Raw genomic sequence first — 15,190 nt, forward strand, 5'->3', positions numbered from 1 at the left:
TAAAATAAACTTGGCGTAGGTTGTCTCTGTATGAGTGATTTTAATGAATCGTTGTATTTTCGTGACTTAAATCGATATCCGACTCTGAAGCCGGAGGAAGAGACTGCGCTTATCTCGATTATCAAGAATGGGGAAACGGAAGACATCCGTCAGTCCGCATTGCAGCATTTGATCCGTGGTAACTTGCGCTTTGTGGTCAGTGTTGCCCGTAAGTATCAGGGCCGCGGCCTTTCTCTCTTGGATTTGATCAATGAAGGTAACTTGGGTCTTTTCAAGGCCGCCAAGCGCTTTGACAGCTCCAAAGACGTGAAGTTTATCAGCTATGCGGTCTGGTGGATTCGCCAGTCGATCCAGAAGGCCCTCTTTGAACAGGTCGGCGCAGTCCGCATTCCGCCTAACAAGCTCACCTTGGTGAACCGCTTCAAGCGCGCTCTTGTGCAGAACGGCGGCGATTACGAACGCACCATGGCGATGCCGGAATTCGCAGATTCCGAACAGGACATCGTGGAAGTGATGGAAAAAATCGTGGACATTTCCCTCGACGCTCCGATTAACGACGATGGTGCATCGGGAGATTCCGTGAGCTCCCTCATGGATGTCCTCGGAACGGAAGGCAACCAGGAAGACGAGATGGAAAAGAAGGAGCGCAAGGCTCTGATCGAAGAAACTCTCAAGTCCCTGCCGCACCGCGAAGAGGAAATTCTCCGCATGTTCTACGGTCTCGATGCCGTGGAAGATACGACTTTGAAGGATATAGGTGAAGACCTCAAGCTCAGCCGCGAACGTGTGCGTCAGATCAAGAACAAGACTCTCCGCAAGTTGCAGAAGAACAAAGAGAAGCGCGAACGCCTGAGCGATTTCTTGGAAAACTAATGGCCATTTCCAAAGCGAAGGCGCGTCGAGCCGCCGTCTTTTTTCTCACGCTCCTCGGAGGAGCGTTTATCGCTTTATTCGCTTATAACCTCTATTTAAAAATCGGTCCTCGCCACCTGGAAGTCCCGAATGTTCCGTTCGGGCTGCCCGGCGGAACGCAGCTTGCCGTGGGCGACATGCCCGATACTTTGGCAGGTCTTGAATTGATGCCGCTTTCGACGCAGCAGGAACTGCGCCGTGCCGCGGAACTCCAGAAGAATGGAATGTTTAACGATGCGGCGGAAGTATACGAAGCAATCGCTTTGCAGTACCCCGAAGCTTTCCTTGCGCAGTGGGGCGTTGTCAATTCTCTGCTCGCTCAGGATTCCCTGCTCCCGATTTGGCAGTCCCAGCTCGATCGGATGCAAAAGGCTTTGCGCGGGCGCTATCCGGAGTCCTCGGTCGCCTTTTTGATGGATGCCCGTGCCGCAGAAAAAGCGGGCAGCGCTTCGACCGCTTTGGAACTTGCCCGCGTGGCGACGGAAAAGGCACCGGTCTTTGCCGATGCGCGCCTTTTTTACGCGGACCTGCTGTACAAGGCGGGCCGTTATGCGGAAAGTGCGATTGAAGCCCGTGCCGCCATCAGCCTTTCGCACGGGAATGAACCGAAGGCGTTCGCTCGCCTAGCTGAAATCTATCACGACGAGGGGGTTCTTGACAGTTGCGGACTTGTGGTGGAATACGCTCTTTCCAAATTCCCGGTGAACGCGGAACTGCTTTGCTTGCAGGGTTACTTGCAAGAATACAAGGGACGCTTTGAAAACGCAGAAGGAACTTACCGCCGCGTTCTCGCCATCCGTCCGGGCTTTAAGCTCGCTACGGAAGCGCTCCTTTCCTTGGGCCAAAAGGCTCCTCCGGGAGTGGGCGGCGGGGCGCGCCTTTCTCCGCGCGATCGTGCGCAGGTCGCATACGAAATCCTCGAACCGCTGGTGAATCAGTATCCGGAAAATTTGCCGCTCCGTGAAGCGCTTGGACGCTCTTATTTAAAGGGTCGTGATTTTGACCGAGCCAAGTCGCAGTTCCTAGAAATTCAATCCCGAGATCCGGAGTATCCGGAAATTTCCCGCCGCATTCAAGAAGCTTCCTCTGCGCCTCCGGTCCGCGAAACCAAAAAGAATCTTCTTGCCGATGACCTGAGCCGTGCTATCGACAGCATGAGAACGCTCCCGACGACGGAACATTCTTTTGAATCGGCTCTGGGACATTACCTTGTGCGCTATGGCGCAACGCAGAAGGAATTCTTCCGCAAGTATTCTGCGGCGAACTTTCGCAAGCTCGACAAGAACACGTGGCAGGAATCCTTTTATGAAGCTCCGTATTTTCACAGGTACACAGTCCTCTTCGACAAGGACGGACGTTTTTACGGTGTACATGTAGTCGTCACCGATTCAAACGTGGTGATGAACAAGACGGCGACGAATACGCCTGAAATTTACACGAACCTGTTGCAGTTGAATTCGAGGCTTTCGGGCGTCGGCTCGGAAACGGGCGAAACGGACTGTGACGGCAAGGTGCTTGCCGGAGCGACTTGGGAAACACGCGACAACTTTGAAATGCTCGCCCGTTTTGCAGGAAAACCGGCAGAAGTCCGTATGATTCGCTTGAATCGCGACGCAATCCCGGAAGGGACGCGCCTTTGCGATTACATGAAATACCTTTTGATGTATTGATATTTGTAATTTGTAATTATGTTGCGCACACGAACCTTTATTTTTGCCCTGATGTCTTTCGCTATCGCGATGATGCTCGAAGGCTGTACGTGCTGCGCTTATTTGAATCATATTTTTAATGCCGACCGCAATTACGAAGAAGCGGTGAAACTGGAACAGGCAAAAGCGGATTCGCTTCCGGGCGATTCGGATTTTGTGGCGACCGGTGAAGCAGCAAAGAAGTACGACAAAGTCATCGAAAAAGGTTCCCGTGTGCTGGAACGTTTCCCGGACAACGACCGGCAAACAGCCCGTGCGGTTTTTCTCATTGGAGAAGCTTTCCGTCACAAGGGGGAATGGAGCAAGGCCGTTACCAAGTACGATGAATTCGAACGTTACTTCCCCGATCACGATTCCATGCCGAAGGTGGAGTACGAACGTGCCTACTGCCTTTATAAAAATGGCGAATACGACATTAGCCGTTTTGCGTTGCAGTCGATTTTGGACGCAGGCGATTCGCATCCGTTCTACCATGATGGATTGAACCTGCTTTCGCTCCTAGAAGAAAAGGGTGATTTTACCGAACAGGCGATTGCCGCTCTCGAAAAGATGCTCGCCGATACGAACGGAACGCCTTATATGCGCGGGCGTGCGCACATGCGACTCGCTTCGCTCTACTTTAAAACGGAAAACTATTCGAAGGCGCGCGAACATTACAAGGCAAAAGAAATTGTGGAACTGCCGATGAACGATCAGTATTCCGCAGCCCTGCATGCCGCAGAATGCCTTGCGCTGACCGAAGCCTATGCGCCAGCCGCCGAAGAATATCTGGTGATGATCAAAAATAAAGACTTCGAAAAGCATTTGCCCGATATGCAGGTGCGCCGCGCGGAACTCTTGCTTTTGGCGTCGAACTGGACGGACGGAGAAAAACTTTTGCACTATGTGACCGATGAATATGAAAAAACGGAATACGCTTCCCGTGGATTCTTTGACCTCGGCGAATTTTACCAGACCGAAAAGCGCGACTACGAACAGGCTTTGGCCTATTACGATTCGAGCTTTATGGCAAAGCCTGTTTCGAATTGGGGCAGAAACGCTCGGGAACGTCGCGATGCGTTAAAGCGTTTGCTCGCCCTCCGCGCCCAGGATTCTCTTGCCGATACGACTGCGCATGCGAAAAAGAAGTTCTTTGATACGGAATTCCAGATTGCAGAGCTCTTCCTCTTTAAGCTCTCGGAAATGGATAGCTCCCTGGTGCGTTTGGACCGCATTATTGAAGGCTCGGAAGATACCGCGATCGTCATGCGCGCCACTTATGCCCGAGCTTTTATCTACGACGAATTCAAACAGGATGAAGAAAAAGCGGAAGAACTTTACAAGGAAATCATCGCCAAGTATCCGAAGACGGATTACGCAAAACAGGCGCAGATAAACTTGGGCGTTCGCGTTACTGTGAAGACTCCGGAAGACGACGCACACGAGCTGTTCTTGATCGCAGAAAGCTTGCTTGTGGCCGCAAAAGAAGTCCCGCTTGACCAAATGGATTCCGTGGACTCCGCTTATGCACGCGCCTTGACCGCTTACGATACGGTTTATCAGGCTTATCCGGAAACGCAGGCTGGAATTCAAGCCTTGTACATGAAGGCGATTATCTGGGAAATGACCCCGGAAACAAAGGACAGCGCAGCATTCGCCTTTAAGAAGCTTCGCAATGAACATCGTGATACGCCGTGGGGCCGCGACGCAGAAAATCGCTTGCAGACCCGCGCTTCGATTACCGATGAATCCTTGGCCCGCTTGCGCAAACGTGTGGACCAGAATACAGCTTACGTCGAAAAGCTTTCGAAGCAATACTACGAAGGTCTCGCCGAGGCTGAAAACAAAAAGAAAGGTCCGGACATTCAAGTCGAAGAAAACGAAGAACTCGAAAACTCTTATAACAGCATGTACGATTTTGAGTAAGTTTTTGACATAAATTGTCAAAAAATGAATCTATAATTGTGTACATGAAAACTGCACAAAAGAACACTTATTTTAATAATCGCCTTGTAGCCGCATTTTCCCGTTATACGCTTAGCGGCTTTGAATCTTTTCGCCATCGCATTGCCGACCAGCTTGCGTTGCAAGGCTACGAGCTTTCGGAAGAGGATGATGAAACTCTTCTGAGCTATTACCGTCACGGTGAAAACGAAACATACGTCCTCGCCGCGTTCGGTTACGAGAATTGAGAAAAGGAATTAAATGGCTTTGTATTCCACAAAACGAAGCTTATCGTAAAAGTCCGGCAGAACGCCGACCCATTTGAGCCATGGATAGTTCCCGGATTCCTTTTCGAGAATCTTGTCTTCGTCGGCTTCCGGGCCGATTTCCATCAGGATGATTCCGCCCGGATTCAAATGGTCTTTGGACTGTTCCAAAAGCTTGCGGACGAGAGTTAAACCGTCTGGGCCGCCGAACAGTGCGAGCGACGGATCGTAATCGCGGACTTCCGGCTGGAGCTTTTCTTTTTCGGCATCGGGAATGTACGGCGGGTTGCTGACGATTGCGTCAAACTTTTCGCCTTCCGGGAGAGCGTTCAAAAGATCGCCTTGGAAAAATTCCACGGTGGCTACGTTTGCAGTCGCATTTTCCTTGGCAAGTTCCAGCGCGTCTTTGGAAATGTCAGTAGCGACAACGCTTGCGCCTTTGATTTCCTTGGCGGCGGCAATGGCGATGGCGCCTGTGCCTGTGCCGATGTCGGCAATGCGGTACCTGTCTTTACCGGTCAAACGTTCCTTTAAGAAGTCGATCAGCGATTCCGTTTCGGGACGCGGAATAAGCGCTCTGCGGTCGCAGTGAATTTCATTTCCGCGGAAGCTTGTGCTGCCTACAATGTGCTGGAGCGGTTCACGCTTTGCACGGCGGGCGACGAGTGGACGCAGAACTTCGAGTTCGCTTTCGGAAAGCGGTTTGTCGAAGTTCAGATAAAGCTCCATGCGCTTCATCTTTAAGCCGTGCGCAAGGATGTACTGCGCATCGAGACGCGGGTTGGGCACGCCCTTGTGCTGAAAGAACGTCGTCGTCTTGTTTAATATTTCAAGGACGGTGTTCATGCGAGCTTTCCAAGAACTTCCTGGGCGTGAGCCATCTGCAGGGCGTCGACAAGTTCCTGAATGTCTCCCGTCATCACGTTGTCGAGCTTATAAAGGGTGAGGTTCACACGGTGATCGGTCACACGGTTCTGAGGGAAATTGTACGTGCGGATTTTAGCGGAACGGTCGCCGGTACCGACGAGAGCTTTACGGCTTGCGGCTTCGGCCTGCTCTTTTTTGGCAATGACCGCATCCAAGATTTTGGAACGGAGCATTTCCATAGCGTGCAAACGGTTCTGCAACTGCGAACGTTCCGTTTGGCAGCTCACCACGACGCCTGTCGGAATGTGGGTGAGTCGAACAGCGGAGTCGGTTTTGTTGATGTACTGACCGCCAGCGCCCGAAGAACGGTACGTGTCCATGTGGATGTCGGCTTCGCGGATTTCCACATCGACTTCTTCTGCTTCCGGGAGAATGGCGACGGTTGCCGCGGACGTATGAACGCGGCCCTGCGTTTCGGTATCCGGAACGCGCTGCACGCGGTGCACGCCGCTTTCAAACTTGAGCGTGCCGTAGACGCTGTCGCCTTCGATAAAGACTCGGATTTCCTTGTATCCGCCGACGGTTCCTTCAGAAGCATCTTGTACGGTCATCTTCCATCCCATCCGATCGCAGTAACCGCGGTACATGCGGAAGAGGTCTCCTGCAAACAGGGCGGATTCGTCGCCGCCGGTACCTGCGCGAATTTCGAGAGTCGCATTGCGGAAGTCCCAAGGTTCTTTCGGGACCATCAAAATCTGAAGCTCGTTTTCAAGCTCTTCGATTCGCTTTTCAATCGGCGGAATTTCTTCCTTGGCGGCTTCGGAAAGTTCCGGATCGTTTCCGGCAAGGACCTGCTTCCATTCCTGCAGATCGCTCGAAAGCTGGACGAATTCCTTCGCCTTGAGGCAGCTCTTTTCGAGACCTTTGTACTGCTTTTGGAGCTTGGTGTATTTAGCTTGATCGGCAATCACGTCCGGAGAGGCGAGTTCCGATTCGAGTTCTTCGTATTTTTCGATGACTTTTTGTGCGGCGTCTAACATTGCCCCAAATTTAGAAAATTTGAGAATTAGAGTTGTTCAAGAAATTCAATTCGCTTTTCAATGGGCGGATGTGTGCTGGTAAAGAAGTTGAAAAAACTTGCGTCTTCTGAAGAGTCGATAAAAAGTTGCGATACGGCGGAGTCTTTAATGCCCGGAATATCGGAATTTCCGGAAATTTTCCGCAGGGCTCTGGCGAGAGCCCAAGGCTTGTGCGTGATTTCGGCACTGCCGGCGTCCGCCAAATATTCCCGCTTCCGGCTGACCGCAAAACGGATGAAGAACGAGAGCAGATAGGCGAAGTAGCAAAGGATCATTAAAACAAAGCAAAGAAGCAATAGGGAACCTGCTCCCTTTCCCCTTTTACGGGAAGAACTTCCGGCGCTTGCAATGCCTGAACGGATCAGGTAATAAAAAAGCTGGGCGAGCAACAAAAAGATGCCGACAAAGACAATTGAAACGATCATGACGCGGGCATCGTTGTTTCGAATGTGTGAAAGTTCGTGTGCGATGACGCTTTCGAGTTCTTCGTCGTCGAGGTTGTCGATAATGCCCTGGGTGAGCGCAATTGTATAAGTGCTTTCGTTGATGCCGCTTGCGTAGGCGTTCATCGTGGGAACGTCGATGATTTGAACCTTGGGCATGCTCGTGCCCGTGGCGACACAGAGGTTTTCAATCAGGTTATATACGCGCTTGTTTTCTTTGCGTTCAATGCTGCGGGCGCCTGTAGAATAGCTGATGATCGAGACGTTGTAGAAGTACGCGATGAGAAACCAGGCGAGAATGCACAGGAATGCGATTGGGCCTACCTTGGTAAAATATTCAAAAGCGTGTGCTTTCCATGGGATGGCGACCAGACTGTTCAACTGTTCGCTGAATGCCCAGACGTAGCATACCGCATAAATTAACCCGAGGACGATGGCCGGAAAAGATAAAAGCATAATCACGCAACTGCGATTGTTACGCGTGATCTGCTTTTGCAATCCAACATATTCTTTCGCCATAAAGCTCGGTTAGAACTGGACTTTTGGAGCTTCTTCAAGCGATGCGCGGGATTCACCCACGTCGAACATAGGTTCCTTGTGGAAGCCGAAGGCGCTAGCAAAGATGTTTGCCGGGAAGGTTTGAACCTGGTTGTTGTATTCCTTGGTAGCGGAATTGAAGAAGCGACGGCTTGCGGCGAGCTTGTTTTCGATGTCCGCGATTTCTTCTTGGAGCTGAATGAAGTTCTGGTTTGCCTTCAGATCCGGATAGGCTTCGAGGGTCACCTTCAATCCGTTCAAGGCGGAGGTGAGTTTGCTTTCGGCGGCGATCTTCTCGTCGACCGTGTTTGCGGTCATGGCACCGGCACGGGCTTTTGTCACCGCCTCTAAGGTTTCGCTTTCGTGCTTGACGTAGCCTTTGACGCATTCGACGAGTTGCGGAATCAGGTCGTGGCGCTGTTTTAAATGCACATCGATATCGGCGAAGGCGTTTTCGCGGTTATTGCGCAAGCGGACGAGCGAATTGTAAATGCTGATGATGGCGATGACGATAATGACGATCGCGACGAGAATAACGAGCCCAAAACTCATAAAAACCTCTCTAAAAAGTTCGTTGTTGAACTGATTTTAATTCTGAAAGTAATATATAACATTTCGTTGTCAAAATAAACCTTAATTTATTTGTGATGGTAATCGTATTTTTGGCAGTATTGGGAGTTATCTTCGCCTTTCTCGTGTGGGGATGGGATGAAATCGTCTTGCGAGATGAGCAAGGACGTCTTTTGAGCTGTAAAGTGCAGCTGGATCGTGCCGATGAAGGCGCGTTAATCGGCCTTGCCTATGGGACTTATACGTTTGAAGTCTGGCATCGGGGCCTTTTCTGCTTAAAGCCTCGCCTGGTGCGGAAAATCAAGCTTGTTCATAATAAGGTTACCGAAAATGAGTGGAATTATGCGGTAAAGTTGGATGCGGAAGCAAAGTTTTTGCGTTCGATGCCGGATGATGCGGAAAAACGGCATCGCAATGCGGAATTCTTGACGGATTCGATTTTGTTTCGGGCTTCGAAAGGAACTTATTTTAAAATTCTGAATAACGTCTACTTGCTGCGAAACAGCCTGAACGATACGACGCATATTGACTCAGTGCTCATTCACCCGACCGGTCTTTACCTGTTTGAAAATGTGCAGAAAACCGGCTGGATTTACGGAGATGCCAATTCCAAATCCTGGCATGCGACGAAAATGAAGGAAAACGTGAACCGGGAATCGAACTTTGAAAATCCGATGGCACGCAGTGTAAGAAATGAAGAGGCTTTGCGGCGTATGTTCGAGGGCGTGGACTTTTCTTCGATTCCGTGCTTTTCGTATATCGTCTTTGACGATAAGGCGGTGTTGAAAGAAATTCCTGAAAGTACGGTGAACCGCAAATTCGTCTTAAGATCCCAGCTGTTGCAGAGCTTGTTGCGGACGTTTAGTTTGGCGACCCCGGTCTTTTCGGAAAATGAAATCGGCGAGTTCGCAAAAGAACTCGCCGCATTGTCCGATCAATTTTCGGATTACTAAACGTTAAATCTTGAAGTCAAGTCCGACAGCGATGTTGTGACTTGTTCTATCATACGTTTTCGTGATGCCAGTGGCTTCCTTTTTCTTGTAATCTTCGTAGATCGTTTCCATGTAACCGATTTGGGCTTGGAATTTTGGAGTAAAACGGAATGCGAGGCCTCCGCCGATCGACCAGGAATCAGTCACGAAGCTCAGGTCGTTTATATATTCATCGGTGATTCCGTAGAGTGTCCGTTGGAGTCCGAGGGAAACCGTGAGCTGTTCCACGATGTCGGCTTCGATGCCGAAGACGAATTCATTTTCGTCACCGTCCAAATCGTCCTGCTTGTCGTTGGGATAGCTGGCGAACGTGTCGAAGTAATGATGGTATCCGATGCCCGTGCGGAGCCAGTCGAGCCATGCGTAGCTGACGCCGACAGAAAGGATGGCCGGAAGGTCGTTGTCCGTTTTTGCGCCGTCTGTAAATTGAGGCATTGTGGCGGCGACTGTCGCATCGATTTCTTCGGTGTCGGTTTCCATTTCAATGGAAGTGTTGTGCTCGTACTTGATGCCTGCGGAAAGTTTTTTGTAGTGGAAACCGAGGCTTGCGATGGGAGTAATGCCCCAACCGGTCTGTTCGCAATCGAGAAGCGTTTTGGTGAACAGGGCGTTCAGCGTTTCGTTGTCGATCGAGGACTTCATGGTTCCTTCGTATGCATTGTCGGCGTAGTTGAAACGGGCGCCGAGGAATGCGGAGAACATATCGAAGAAGCGGTAACTGGCACCGAGTTGCCAAGCGTAAACGTATTGCTTGCCGGTAAATTTTGCGCTAAAAAGATCGGTCGGGTTTGAAATCCCTGCAGCCGCGGCGAGCTTTGCAAGAGCCGGATTAGCGCTGGACTGGGCTGTAATCATCGCGGAAATGAGCTGGTCGATCATCGGGAGACCGTCATAGAATTTGGCTTCTCCACCGCCTCCGATTAAAAAGAAACCGCCGGACACGGCAAAGTTTCCGCGGTGCCAGTTCAAGAGAATGCTAGGCATCACCGGAACAAAAGATTCCCCTTCATAATCGCCAAGAAGGTCGGTTTCGATTTCTCGGGTCTGCCAAACGGTTTGGCTGTTGACCGAAACGAAAAGTCCGTCGTCTGCGAAAGCTGTTCCCGCCGGGTTGTAATAAACGGCGGAGTTAGAAATGGAGGCGTCCTGGGCAAAGTTTCGAACGAAGTCCGTGGACTGGTTTGTGTTGTGCATAATGCCGCCGGCAAAGGCAGCGGTTGCAAACAGCGGAAGAAGTTTGGTGATATGCATTGGATTTCTCATAGTGCCGCGCAAACTAGTTAAATAAGCGTTTTGTTACAAGATTGATGGGAATCTGCAAGTAATTCATTACATATAAATGAATTGCTGTTCATTTACGAAATTGGTTGATTAGTTGAATGAAGATTCATTAAATGACAGGTTCTTAAGAAATTAGCCGGATTTGCTAACTTTTGGAATATGAATACGGATTTTGAATTTTTGGCTCGCGTCGAGCGTCTTCTGGGCGCCTCTGCTTTGCAGGAGGTGACTCAAAAACGTGTCATTGTTTTTGGCGTGGGCGGTGTCGGTTCGTGGTGCGTCGAAAGCCTTGTGCGGTCAGGAATTCAAAAAATAACGATTGTGGATAGTGACTGTGTTTGCGTTTCCAATCTGAACCGTCAGTTGATGGCGACGACACGGACCGTGGGGCTTGCGAAGGTCGATGTACTGAAAGAACGTTTGTTGCAAATCAATCCGTCTGCGGAAATCGATGCGCGGAAGGCGGTTTATTCTGCGGAGACGGCGGAAAGCTTTAAGCTTGATGAATACGATTACATCATCGACGCCATTGATTCTTTAAAGGATAAGGCGCACCTGATTTTGACTGCCTGTAAGACAAAGGCGAAGTTCTTTTCTTCGATGGGTGCCGCCTTAAAACTCGACCCGACAAAAATCCAAGTCGCAGAATTTTGGAAGGTGCAGGGCTGCCCGCTTGCGCGGGCGCTGCGGACCAAGTTCCGCTCTATGCATATTTTGCCGGCGAAAAAATTCAAGTGCGTTTTCAGTGAAGAACTTTTGCAAAACCAGGGCGGTACAGACGAAAGCGATCCGCGAAAGGCACAGATCAACGGGGCGCTTTCCCACATCACCGCAATTTACGGTTTCACCATCGCGGGGCTTGTCATACAAGACATCGTCAGTCAAACGAAATAGCTGAAACGAAAATAGAAAGAATCAAAAAAAAACTCCCGATTTTCTCGGGAGCTTTTTTAATTATTAGGGGAAAGAAGTCTTTAGAGCCCCAGAGCCTTGTCCATGCCGTCGATCAGCTTTCCATCGCGGATGACTTCGAAGCCACCGGTGTAGCCCCAATGCTGCCACGGAACCTGAAGGGAATCGCAGGATTCGCGGACAGCGGTAAGGTAGTTCAAACGGTCTTCTGCCGTGGAAGCGACGTTGTAAGCGCCGAATTCGTTGATGATGATCGGAACCTGATTTTCAACAGCCCACTTCTTGGCGGTGTAGATTTGGTTCAGGATGTAGCCCTTGCTACCGGTCTTGTAATAGTTCTTGACTGCGGATTTGATCCAGCTAGCCGTCGAAGCGTTCACGCCGAAATCCGAAGAGTAGACGGACCACTTGGTGGTGTCGTACGGGAACGGAAGGTTCTTGATGGAAGAGGCTTCCGTCCAAGAGGCGCCCTGGTGCGTAAAGATGTACGGCTCGTAAGAGTGTACCGCGTAGATGATGTTGTCATCGGTGAACGGAGTACGCTTGGCGAGGAGAGCGATGGAGTACCACTGGGCGTCACCGAAGATAATCGTGTGCTTGGTATCGACCGTGCGGATGGAATCGATCATACCCTGAGCGGCAATCGTCCAGTTCGCCTGGGTCACCTTACCGTCCTTCATATCCGGTTCGTTCAAAAGTTCGAAGAAGAGGTCTTCGCGTTCGTTCGAAGCGTAGTGAGCAGCGACAGCTTTCCAAACGTTTGCCATCATGGCGAGGTACTTTGCGTCGGTGGACGTTGTTACGTTGTAGCTGTTGTCGTATTCGTGGTAGTCGATTGTGAGCGACATGCCGTAGCGCTTCGTCCAGTTCACGAAGGAGTCGAGTACGATGTAGATAGAATCGTTCATCTGGAGCTTCACGGTGCCGGTCGTGTCGGCGAGATATTCGGCGCGGTTGTCTACGTAAAGGTCCAAGTCGATCGGAAGGCGAAGAGCCTTGAAACCGTTTTCGGAAAGGATCTTAACATCATTTTCGCCGAGTTCAAATTTACCGGTGAACTTGCCGTCCGCTTCTTCGAGCCAGTTGGTAAAGTTCACGCCCTTGTCCAAATACTTCATCGCCTTTTCTTGGAGCGGAGTGCTGATGGTGATATCGCCGATGTTCGGACTAATCACTTGCGGTGCGTGAATCGTCATGTCGGCGGTCTTCGGCGGAAGATCTTCTTCCATGATGAAGTAAACGTCGTCAATCATCACGGAATCCACTTTGCCGTTGCCCTTAACCTGGAAGCTGATGTTGGTGACATGTGCCGGATCGAATGCGACTGCTTCGCCCCAACCGCCTTGGACGAGGTTGTTGAAGTCGATCGTGACGGTTGTCCAAGTGTCGGATTTTTTCACGGCGGAAAGATGCACGTCGTAGTCGATGACATCGGAAGTTTCTACGTGAATGTAGTGAGCGGCACCTTTATACGAATAGCGAATGCCAGCATACTTGCTGACGTCGACCGTGCTCGGGACTTCAAAGCCCCAGCCGACATACGGATCGTAAGCGTAATCGCCCTTGTCCAAAGTGAATTCCACCTTGAACGCATAAGAAGAACCGTTGTCCGTCGGGGATGCAATCGGATTGCCGCTTTCGTCAACAGGAGTCGTGATGACCGAGGCGGCTTTGTTGTCGTTGTCGTTATAGGTGTACCAGCCGGAACCGATAGAAGTTCCACCGTCGCCGTCTTCCATGTCATCTAATAAAAGTCCGTTTGTTGGAGCGGCAATGCTCGAACTTGAAGCGGTTGTAGAGTCGGAAGAGGAACTTTCCGGATCGTTTTTGTCCGCTACGGAAGAGGAGCTTTCTTCGACTGCAGAGGAAACAAGAGGCGCGTCTTCTTCCGGCGCGCTGGATTTATCGTCGGAGCAGGCGCTTGTCCACAGGGCAAATGCGGATGCTGCAGAGATGAGTGCTAGGTTACGAAAGCGCATAAAGTCTCCTATTAAAAAGGTTTAAATTAAAGATATAGAAAAACGGAGAAAGAGGACGAATTTGAATACTGATTTTTAAATGTTTTCTGTATCAACCGTGTTAGATTTAGATAGAAGGGAAAATTTGGAAAATGGGGAAGAATTGCCTTGGGCAAAAAGGCTCAGTATAAACGGCAAACCAACTTACGCTCGCATCCTTATCCGCCGCCAAGAAAACCTCTAACCCCTAGATCCTAATCCCTAAATCCTAATCATGAAAATTGAACACAAGCAAATTGAAATCCGCGACCTTGTGGAAGGTTACTGCAACGATGACGAAACGGGGCGCGTTGTCGCCTTTGGTGGCAAGCTCGACATTCGCCCGGCAATTGATACAAACTGTCAAATGTTATGCAGGGATTGCAATCGGAGAAAGAGCGACAAGTAGAGCAGAAGTTCCGCTACAGATATACTTAGTACCGAATTATTTTGGAAGGTTTCCTATTTAGAAATCTTCCAGACGCATTTCTGTTATGTGTTTTTACCGAGATATTATTTTGCTTATGATGGATTGGTTTAATTGCCGTGACATTCGATGGCGAATTGACGGAAAAGTCCCCCATAAAAAAGGCGTATGGGACGATGTAAGGTGATGAACAATCTAAAAAAATGGATGCGGAATAGTTGTTAGCAGAAATAGTGTCGCCTTTATTTGTGTTAAAAGTCAAAGGGATGTAGACGAAGTTGGAATCAAATGCGGTTTTCATAGAATTGTCTGTAGAACTAATCGTTACTTGCCTAAGCTTTATAAGTTTTGCAGCAATTTTGGTGGAATCTGCAAAAAGAATCGGAATTATCCCGTCAACAAAAAAGGTGTCGGAACCAACATAGTCTACAATGCCTTCTAAATCTATGGTATTTCGATCCCAATTTATGATATAGGGCTTGTTGGGGATGTATTTGGTCGTTTGCATTCCGTGGTATTCGAGTTCAGGACAGCGTATTTGTGAATCCGCAGCTGATGAAGAACTTTTTTCTACAGAACTTGAGCTTGCCGCATCTTGAGCGAAACAAACTGAAGATATAAAGAGTAATGCAAGAAAAAAACGCTTCATAAATTCAATATAGATATTAAATGTTGAAGTGATGAACGATCGTCGTGCAAAAACTTATGAGGCTGCGGGAACTTTATTGCATGAATCTATGCACTATATATATAGCTTATATGACGAGTATGGAAATGTTGAGTTAAATCCGTTGGAAGATAGGGCTGAATTAACAGGTTTCTTGTCATTGGATGAAAGTGTAATTCCTCTGTCGGACTGGTATTTCCAAAGAGGCTTCACATTTGAAAGAAATCGCCGTTATCTGTTCAAATTGCATAATTTGGGCGGTCGACCTTATCGGATAAACGCATAGGTTGATGGTCAAGTTTTGGATGTTGCGAGTAATACCCCCAAAACAACATTGTCGTGGGTCGTCAGCTTTTATTGATTTCTAAATTTATGCCAAAAAAATTACCGATTGAGGTTATTATATCATGTTTCGTGAAGTAAAGAAAGAAGAGACCTTCCCGCAGATTGAAGAGCGCGTGCTCGCCCTGTGGGATAAGGATGAATCGTTCAAGAAGTCGCTGGACTCCCGTCCGGAAACCGAACCGTACACTTTCTACGATGGCCCTCCGTTTGCAACGGGCCTTCCGCACTACGGTCACTTGCTTGCCGGTACCATCAAGGATATC

General features: G+C 49.5%; 16 protein-coding genes. 9 read left to right on the plus strand and 7 right to left on the minus strand.

The window, feature by feature from the left end; all coding sequences use genetic code 11:
- The first annotated feature begins 30 nt into the window (after positions 1-30).
- From MR847_RS10580 to MR847_RS10595, 4 genes are read left to right on the plus strand one after another with little or no spacing between them, the layout of a single operon-like run.
- Complete coding sequence (locus MR847_RS10580; protein WP_100425117.1) at positions 31-873, plus strand: sigma-70 family RNA polymerase sigma factor; 843 nt, start codon at positions 31-33, stop codon at positions 871-873.
- Positions 873-2,582 carry a tetratricopeptide repeat protein gene (locus tag MR847_RS10585; RefSeq protein WP_106520217.1) on the plus strand — a complete coding sequence of 570 codons (1,710 nt, stop codon included), beginning with the start codon at positions 873-875 and terminating at the stop codon, positions 2,580-2,582. The genes MR847_RS10580 and MR847_RS10585 overlap by 1 nt, the downstream gene beginning before the upstream one ends.
- Before the next feature lie 51 nt (positions 2,583-2,633).
- A complete protein-coding gene (locus MR847_RS10590; protein ID WP_287723722.1) occupies positions 2,634-4,526 on the plus strand; it encodes a tetratricopeptide repeat protein in 1,893 nt (630 codons plus the stop codon).
- Between the two features lie 44 nt (positions 4,527-4,570).
- Entirely contained in the window at positions 4,571-4,792 is a 222-nt protein-coding gene (locus tag MR847_RS10595; RefSeq protein WP_287723723.1) for a hypothetical protein, read from the plus strand.
- A gap of 9 nt (positions 4,793-4,801) precedes the next feature.
- Here MR847_RS10595 and prmC read toward each other — a convergent pair whose 3' ends face one another.
- From prmC to MR847_RS10615, 4 genes are read right to left on the minus strand one after another with little or no spacing between them, the layout of a single operon-like run.
- The gene (prmC, locus tag MR847_RS10600; RefSeq protein ID WP_287723724.1) at positions 4,802-5,656 is read right to left on the minus strand and encodes a peptide chain release factor N(5)-glutamine methyltransferase; all 855 of its coding nucleotides are present in this window, start codon (positions 5,654-5,656) and stop codon (positions 4,802-4,804) included.
- Positions 5,653-6,717 carry a peptide chain release factor 1 gene (prfA, locus tag MR847_RS10605; RefSeq protein ID WP_100425112.1) on the minus strand — a complete coding sequence of 355 codons (1,065 nt, stop codon included), beginning with the start codon at positions 6,715-6,717 and terminating at the stop codon, positions 5,653-5,655. Before prfA ends, prmC begins: the two co-directional genes overlap by 4 nt.
- Positions 6,718-6,743: 26 nt before the next feature.
- Positions 6,744-7,718: a M48 family metallopeptidase gene (locus MR847_RS10610; protein ID WP_277002277.1), complete on the minus strand. Its 975-nt coding sequence runs from the start codon at positions 7,716-7,718 to the stop codon at positions 6,744-6,746.
- Positions 7,719-7,727: 9 nt separating this feature from the next.
- Positions 7,728-8,288 (minus strand): LemA family protein, encoded by a 561-nt coding sequence (locus MR847_RS10615; RefSeq protein ID WP_287723726.1) that lies wholly within the window; start codon positions 8,286-8,288, stop codon positions 7,728-7,730.
- A 119-nt stretch (positions 8,289-8,407) separates the two neighbouring features.
- On the opposite strand from MR847_RS10615, the gene MR847_RS10620 reads away from it, so the two are divergent.
- Complete coding sequence (locus MR847_RS10620; RefSeq protein ID WP_287723727.1) at positions 8,408-9,259, plus strand: nuclease-related domain-containing protein; 852 nt, start codon at positions 8,408-8,410, stop codon at positions 9,257-9,259.
- A gap of 3 nt (positions 9,260-9,262) precedes the next feature.
- On the opposite strand, the gene MR847_RS10625 is transcribed toward MR847_RS10620, so the two are convergent.
- Positions 9,263-10,561: an OmpP1/FadL family transporter gene (locus MR847_RS10625; protein ID WP_287723728.1), complete on the minus strand. Its 1,299-nt coding sequence runs from the start codon at positions 10,559-10,561 to the stop codon at positions 9,263-9,265.
- Positions 10,562-10,738: 177 nt separating this feature from the next.
- On the opposite strand from MR847_RS10625, the gene MR847_RS10630 reads away from it, so the two are divergent.
- Positions 10,739-11,473, plus strand: coding sequence for a tRNA threonylcarbamoyladenosine dehydratase (locus MR847_RS10630; protein ID WP_287723729.1), 735 nt, complete (start codon positions 10,739-10,741; stop codon positions 11,471-11,473).
- Between the two features lie 80 nt (positions 11,474-11,553).
- Here MR847_RS10630 and MR847_RS10635 read toward each other — a convergent pair whose 3' ends face one another.
- The gene (locus MR847_RS10635; RefSeq protein ID WP_106520224.1) at positions 11,554-13,470 is read right to left on the minus strand and encodes a cellulase family glycosylhydrolase; all 1,917 of its coding nucleotides are present in this window, start codon (positions 13,468-13,470) and stop codon (positions 11,554-11,556) included.
- 253 nt (positions 13,471-13,723) lie between these two features.
- Between MR847_RS10635 and MR847_RS10640 the strand changes: the two genes are divergently transcribed.
- The gene (locus tag MR847_RS10640) at positions 13,724-13,897 is read left to right on the plus strand and encodes an HNH endonuclease (protein ID WP_277002289.1); all 174 of its coding nucleotides are present in this window, start codon (positions 13,724-13,726) and stop codon (positions 13,895-13,897) included.
- Between the two features lie 25 nt (positions 13,898-13,922).
- Here MR847_RS10640 and MR847_RS10645 read toward each other — a convergent pair whose 3' ends face one another.
- Entirely contained in the window at positions 13,923-14,564 is a 642-nt protein-coding gene (locus MR847_RS10645) for a hypothetical protein (RefSeq protein ID WP_146139538.1), read from the minus strand.
- Between the two features lie 31 nt (positions 14,565-14,595).
- Here MR847_RS10645 and MR847_RS10650 point away from each other — a divergent pair, with 31 nt between their 5' ends.
- Positions 14,596-14,868 (plus strand): hypothetical protein, encoded by a 273-nt coding sequence (locus tag MR847_RS10650; protein WP_157797880.1) that lies wholly within the window; start codon positions 14,596-14,598, stop codon positions 14,866-14,868.
- A 121-nt stretch (positions 14,869-14,989) separates the two neighbouring features.
- A partial coding sequence (locus MR847_RS10655; RefSeq protein ID WP_287723730.1) for a class I tRNA ligase family protein occupies positions 14,990-15,190 on the plus strand: 201 nt, incomplete at its 3' end.

It is taken from the genome of Hallerella sp., assembly GCF_022776125.1.
Lineage (GTDB): Bacteria > Fibrobacterota > Fibrobacteria > Fibrobacterales > Fibrobacteraceae > Hallerella > Hallerella succinigenes.

What these genes read in the sequence shown, in the direction of transcription:
- prmC (WP_287723724.1), bottom strand. Translation starts at nt 5,656, where the DNA reads ATGAACACCGTCCTTGAAATATTAAACAAGACGACGACGTTCTTTCAG.
- MR847_RS10630 (WP_287723729.1), top strand. Translation starts at nt 10,739, where the DNA reads ATGAATACGGATTTTGAATTTTTGGCTCGCGTCGAGCGTCTTCTGGGC.
- MR847_RS10585 (WP_106520217.1), top strand. Translation starts at nt 873, where the DNA reads ATGGCCATTTCCAAAGCGAAGGCGCGTCGAGCCGCCGTCTTTTTTCTC.
- MR847_RS10645 (WP_146139538.1), bottom strand. Translation starts at nt 14,564, where the DNA reads ATGAAGCGTTTTTTTCTTGCATTACTCTTTATATCTTCAGTTTGTTTC.
- prfA (WP_100425112.1), bottom strand. Translation starts at nt 6,717, where the DNA reads ATGTTAGACGCCGCACAAAAAGTCATCGAAAAATACGAAGAACTCGAA.
- MR847_RS10580 (WP_100425117.1), top strand. Translation starts at nt 31, where the DNA reads ATGAGTGATTTTAATGAATCGTTGTATTTTCGTGACTTAAATCGATAT.
- MR847_RS10635 (WP_106520224.1), bottom strand. Translation starts at nt 13,470, where the DNA reads ATGCGCTTTCGTAACCTAGCACTCATCTCTGCAGCATCCGCATTTGCC.
- MR847_RS10615 (WP_287723726.1), bottom strand. Translation starts at nt 8,288, where the DNA reads ATGAGTTTTGGGCTCGTTATTCTCGTCGCGATCGTCATTATCGTCATC.
- MR847_RS10640 (WP_277002289.1), top strand. Translation starts at nt 13,724, where the DNA reads ATGAAAATTGAACACAAGCAAATTGAAATCCGCGACCTTGTGGAAGGT.
- MR847_RS10590 (WP_287723722.1), top strand. Translation starts at nt 2,634, where the DNA reads ATGTCTTTCGCTATCGCGATGATGCTCGAAGGCTGTACGTGCTGCGCT.
- MR847_RS10625 (WP_287723728.1), bottom strand. Translation starts at nt 10,561, where the DNA reads ATGAGAAATCCAATGCATATCACCAAACTTCTTCCGCTGTTTGCAACC.
- MR847_RS10650 (WP_157797880.1), top strand. Translation starts at nt 14,596, where the DNA reads ATGAACGATCGTCGTGCAAAAACTTATGAGGCTGCGGGAACTTTATTG.
- MR847_RS10610 (WP_277002277.1), bottom strand. Translation starts at nt 7,718, where the DNA reads ATGGCGAAAGAATATGTTGGATTGCAAAAGCAGATCACGCGTAACAAT.
- MR847_RS10595 (WP_287723723.1), top strand. Translation starts at nt 4,571, where the DNA reads ATGAAAACTGCACAAAAGAACACTTATTTTAATAATCGCCTTGTAGCC.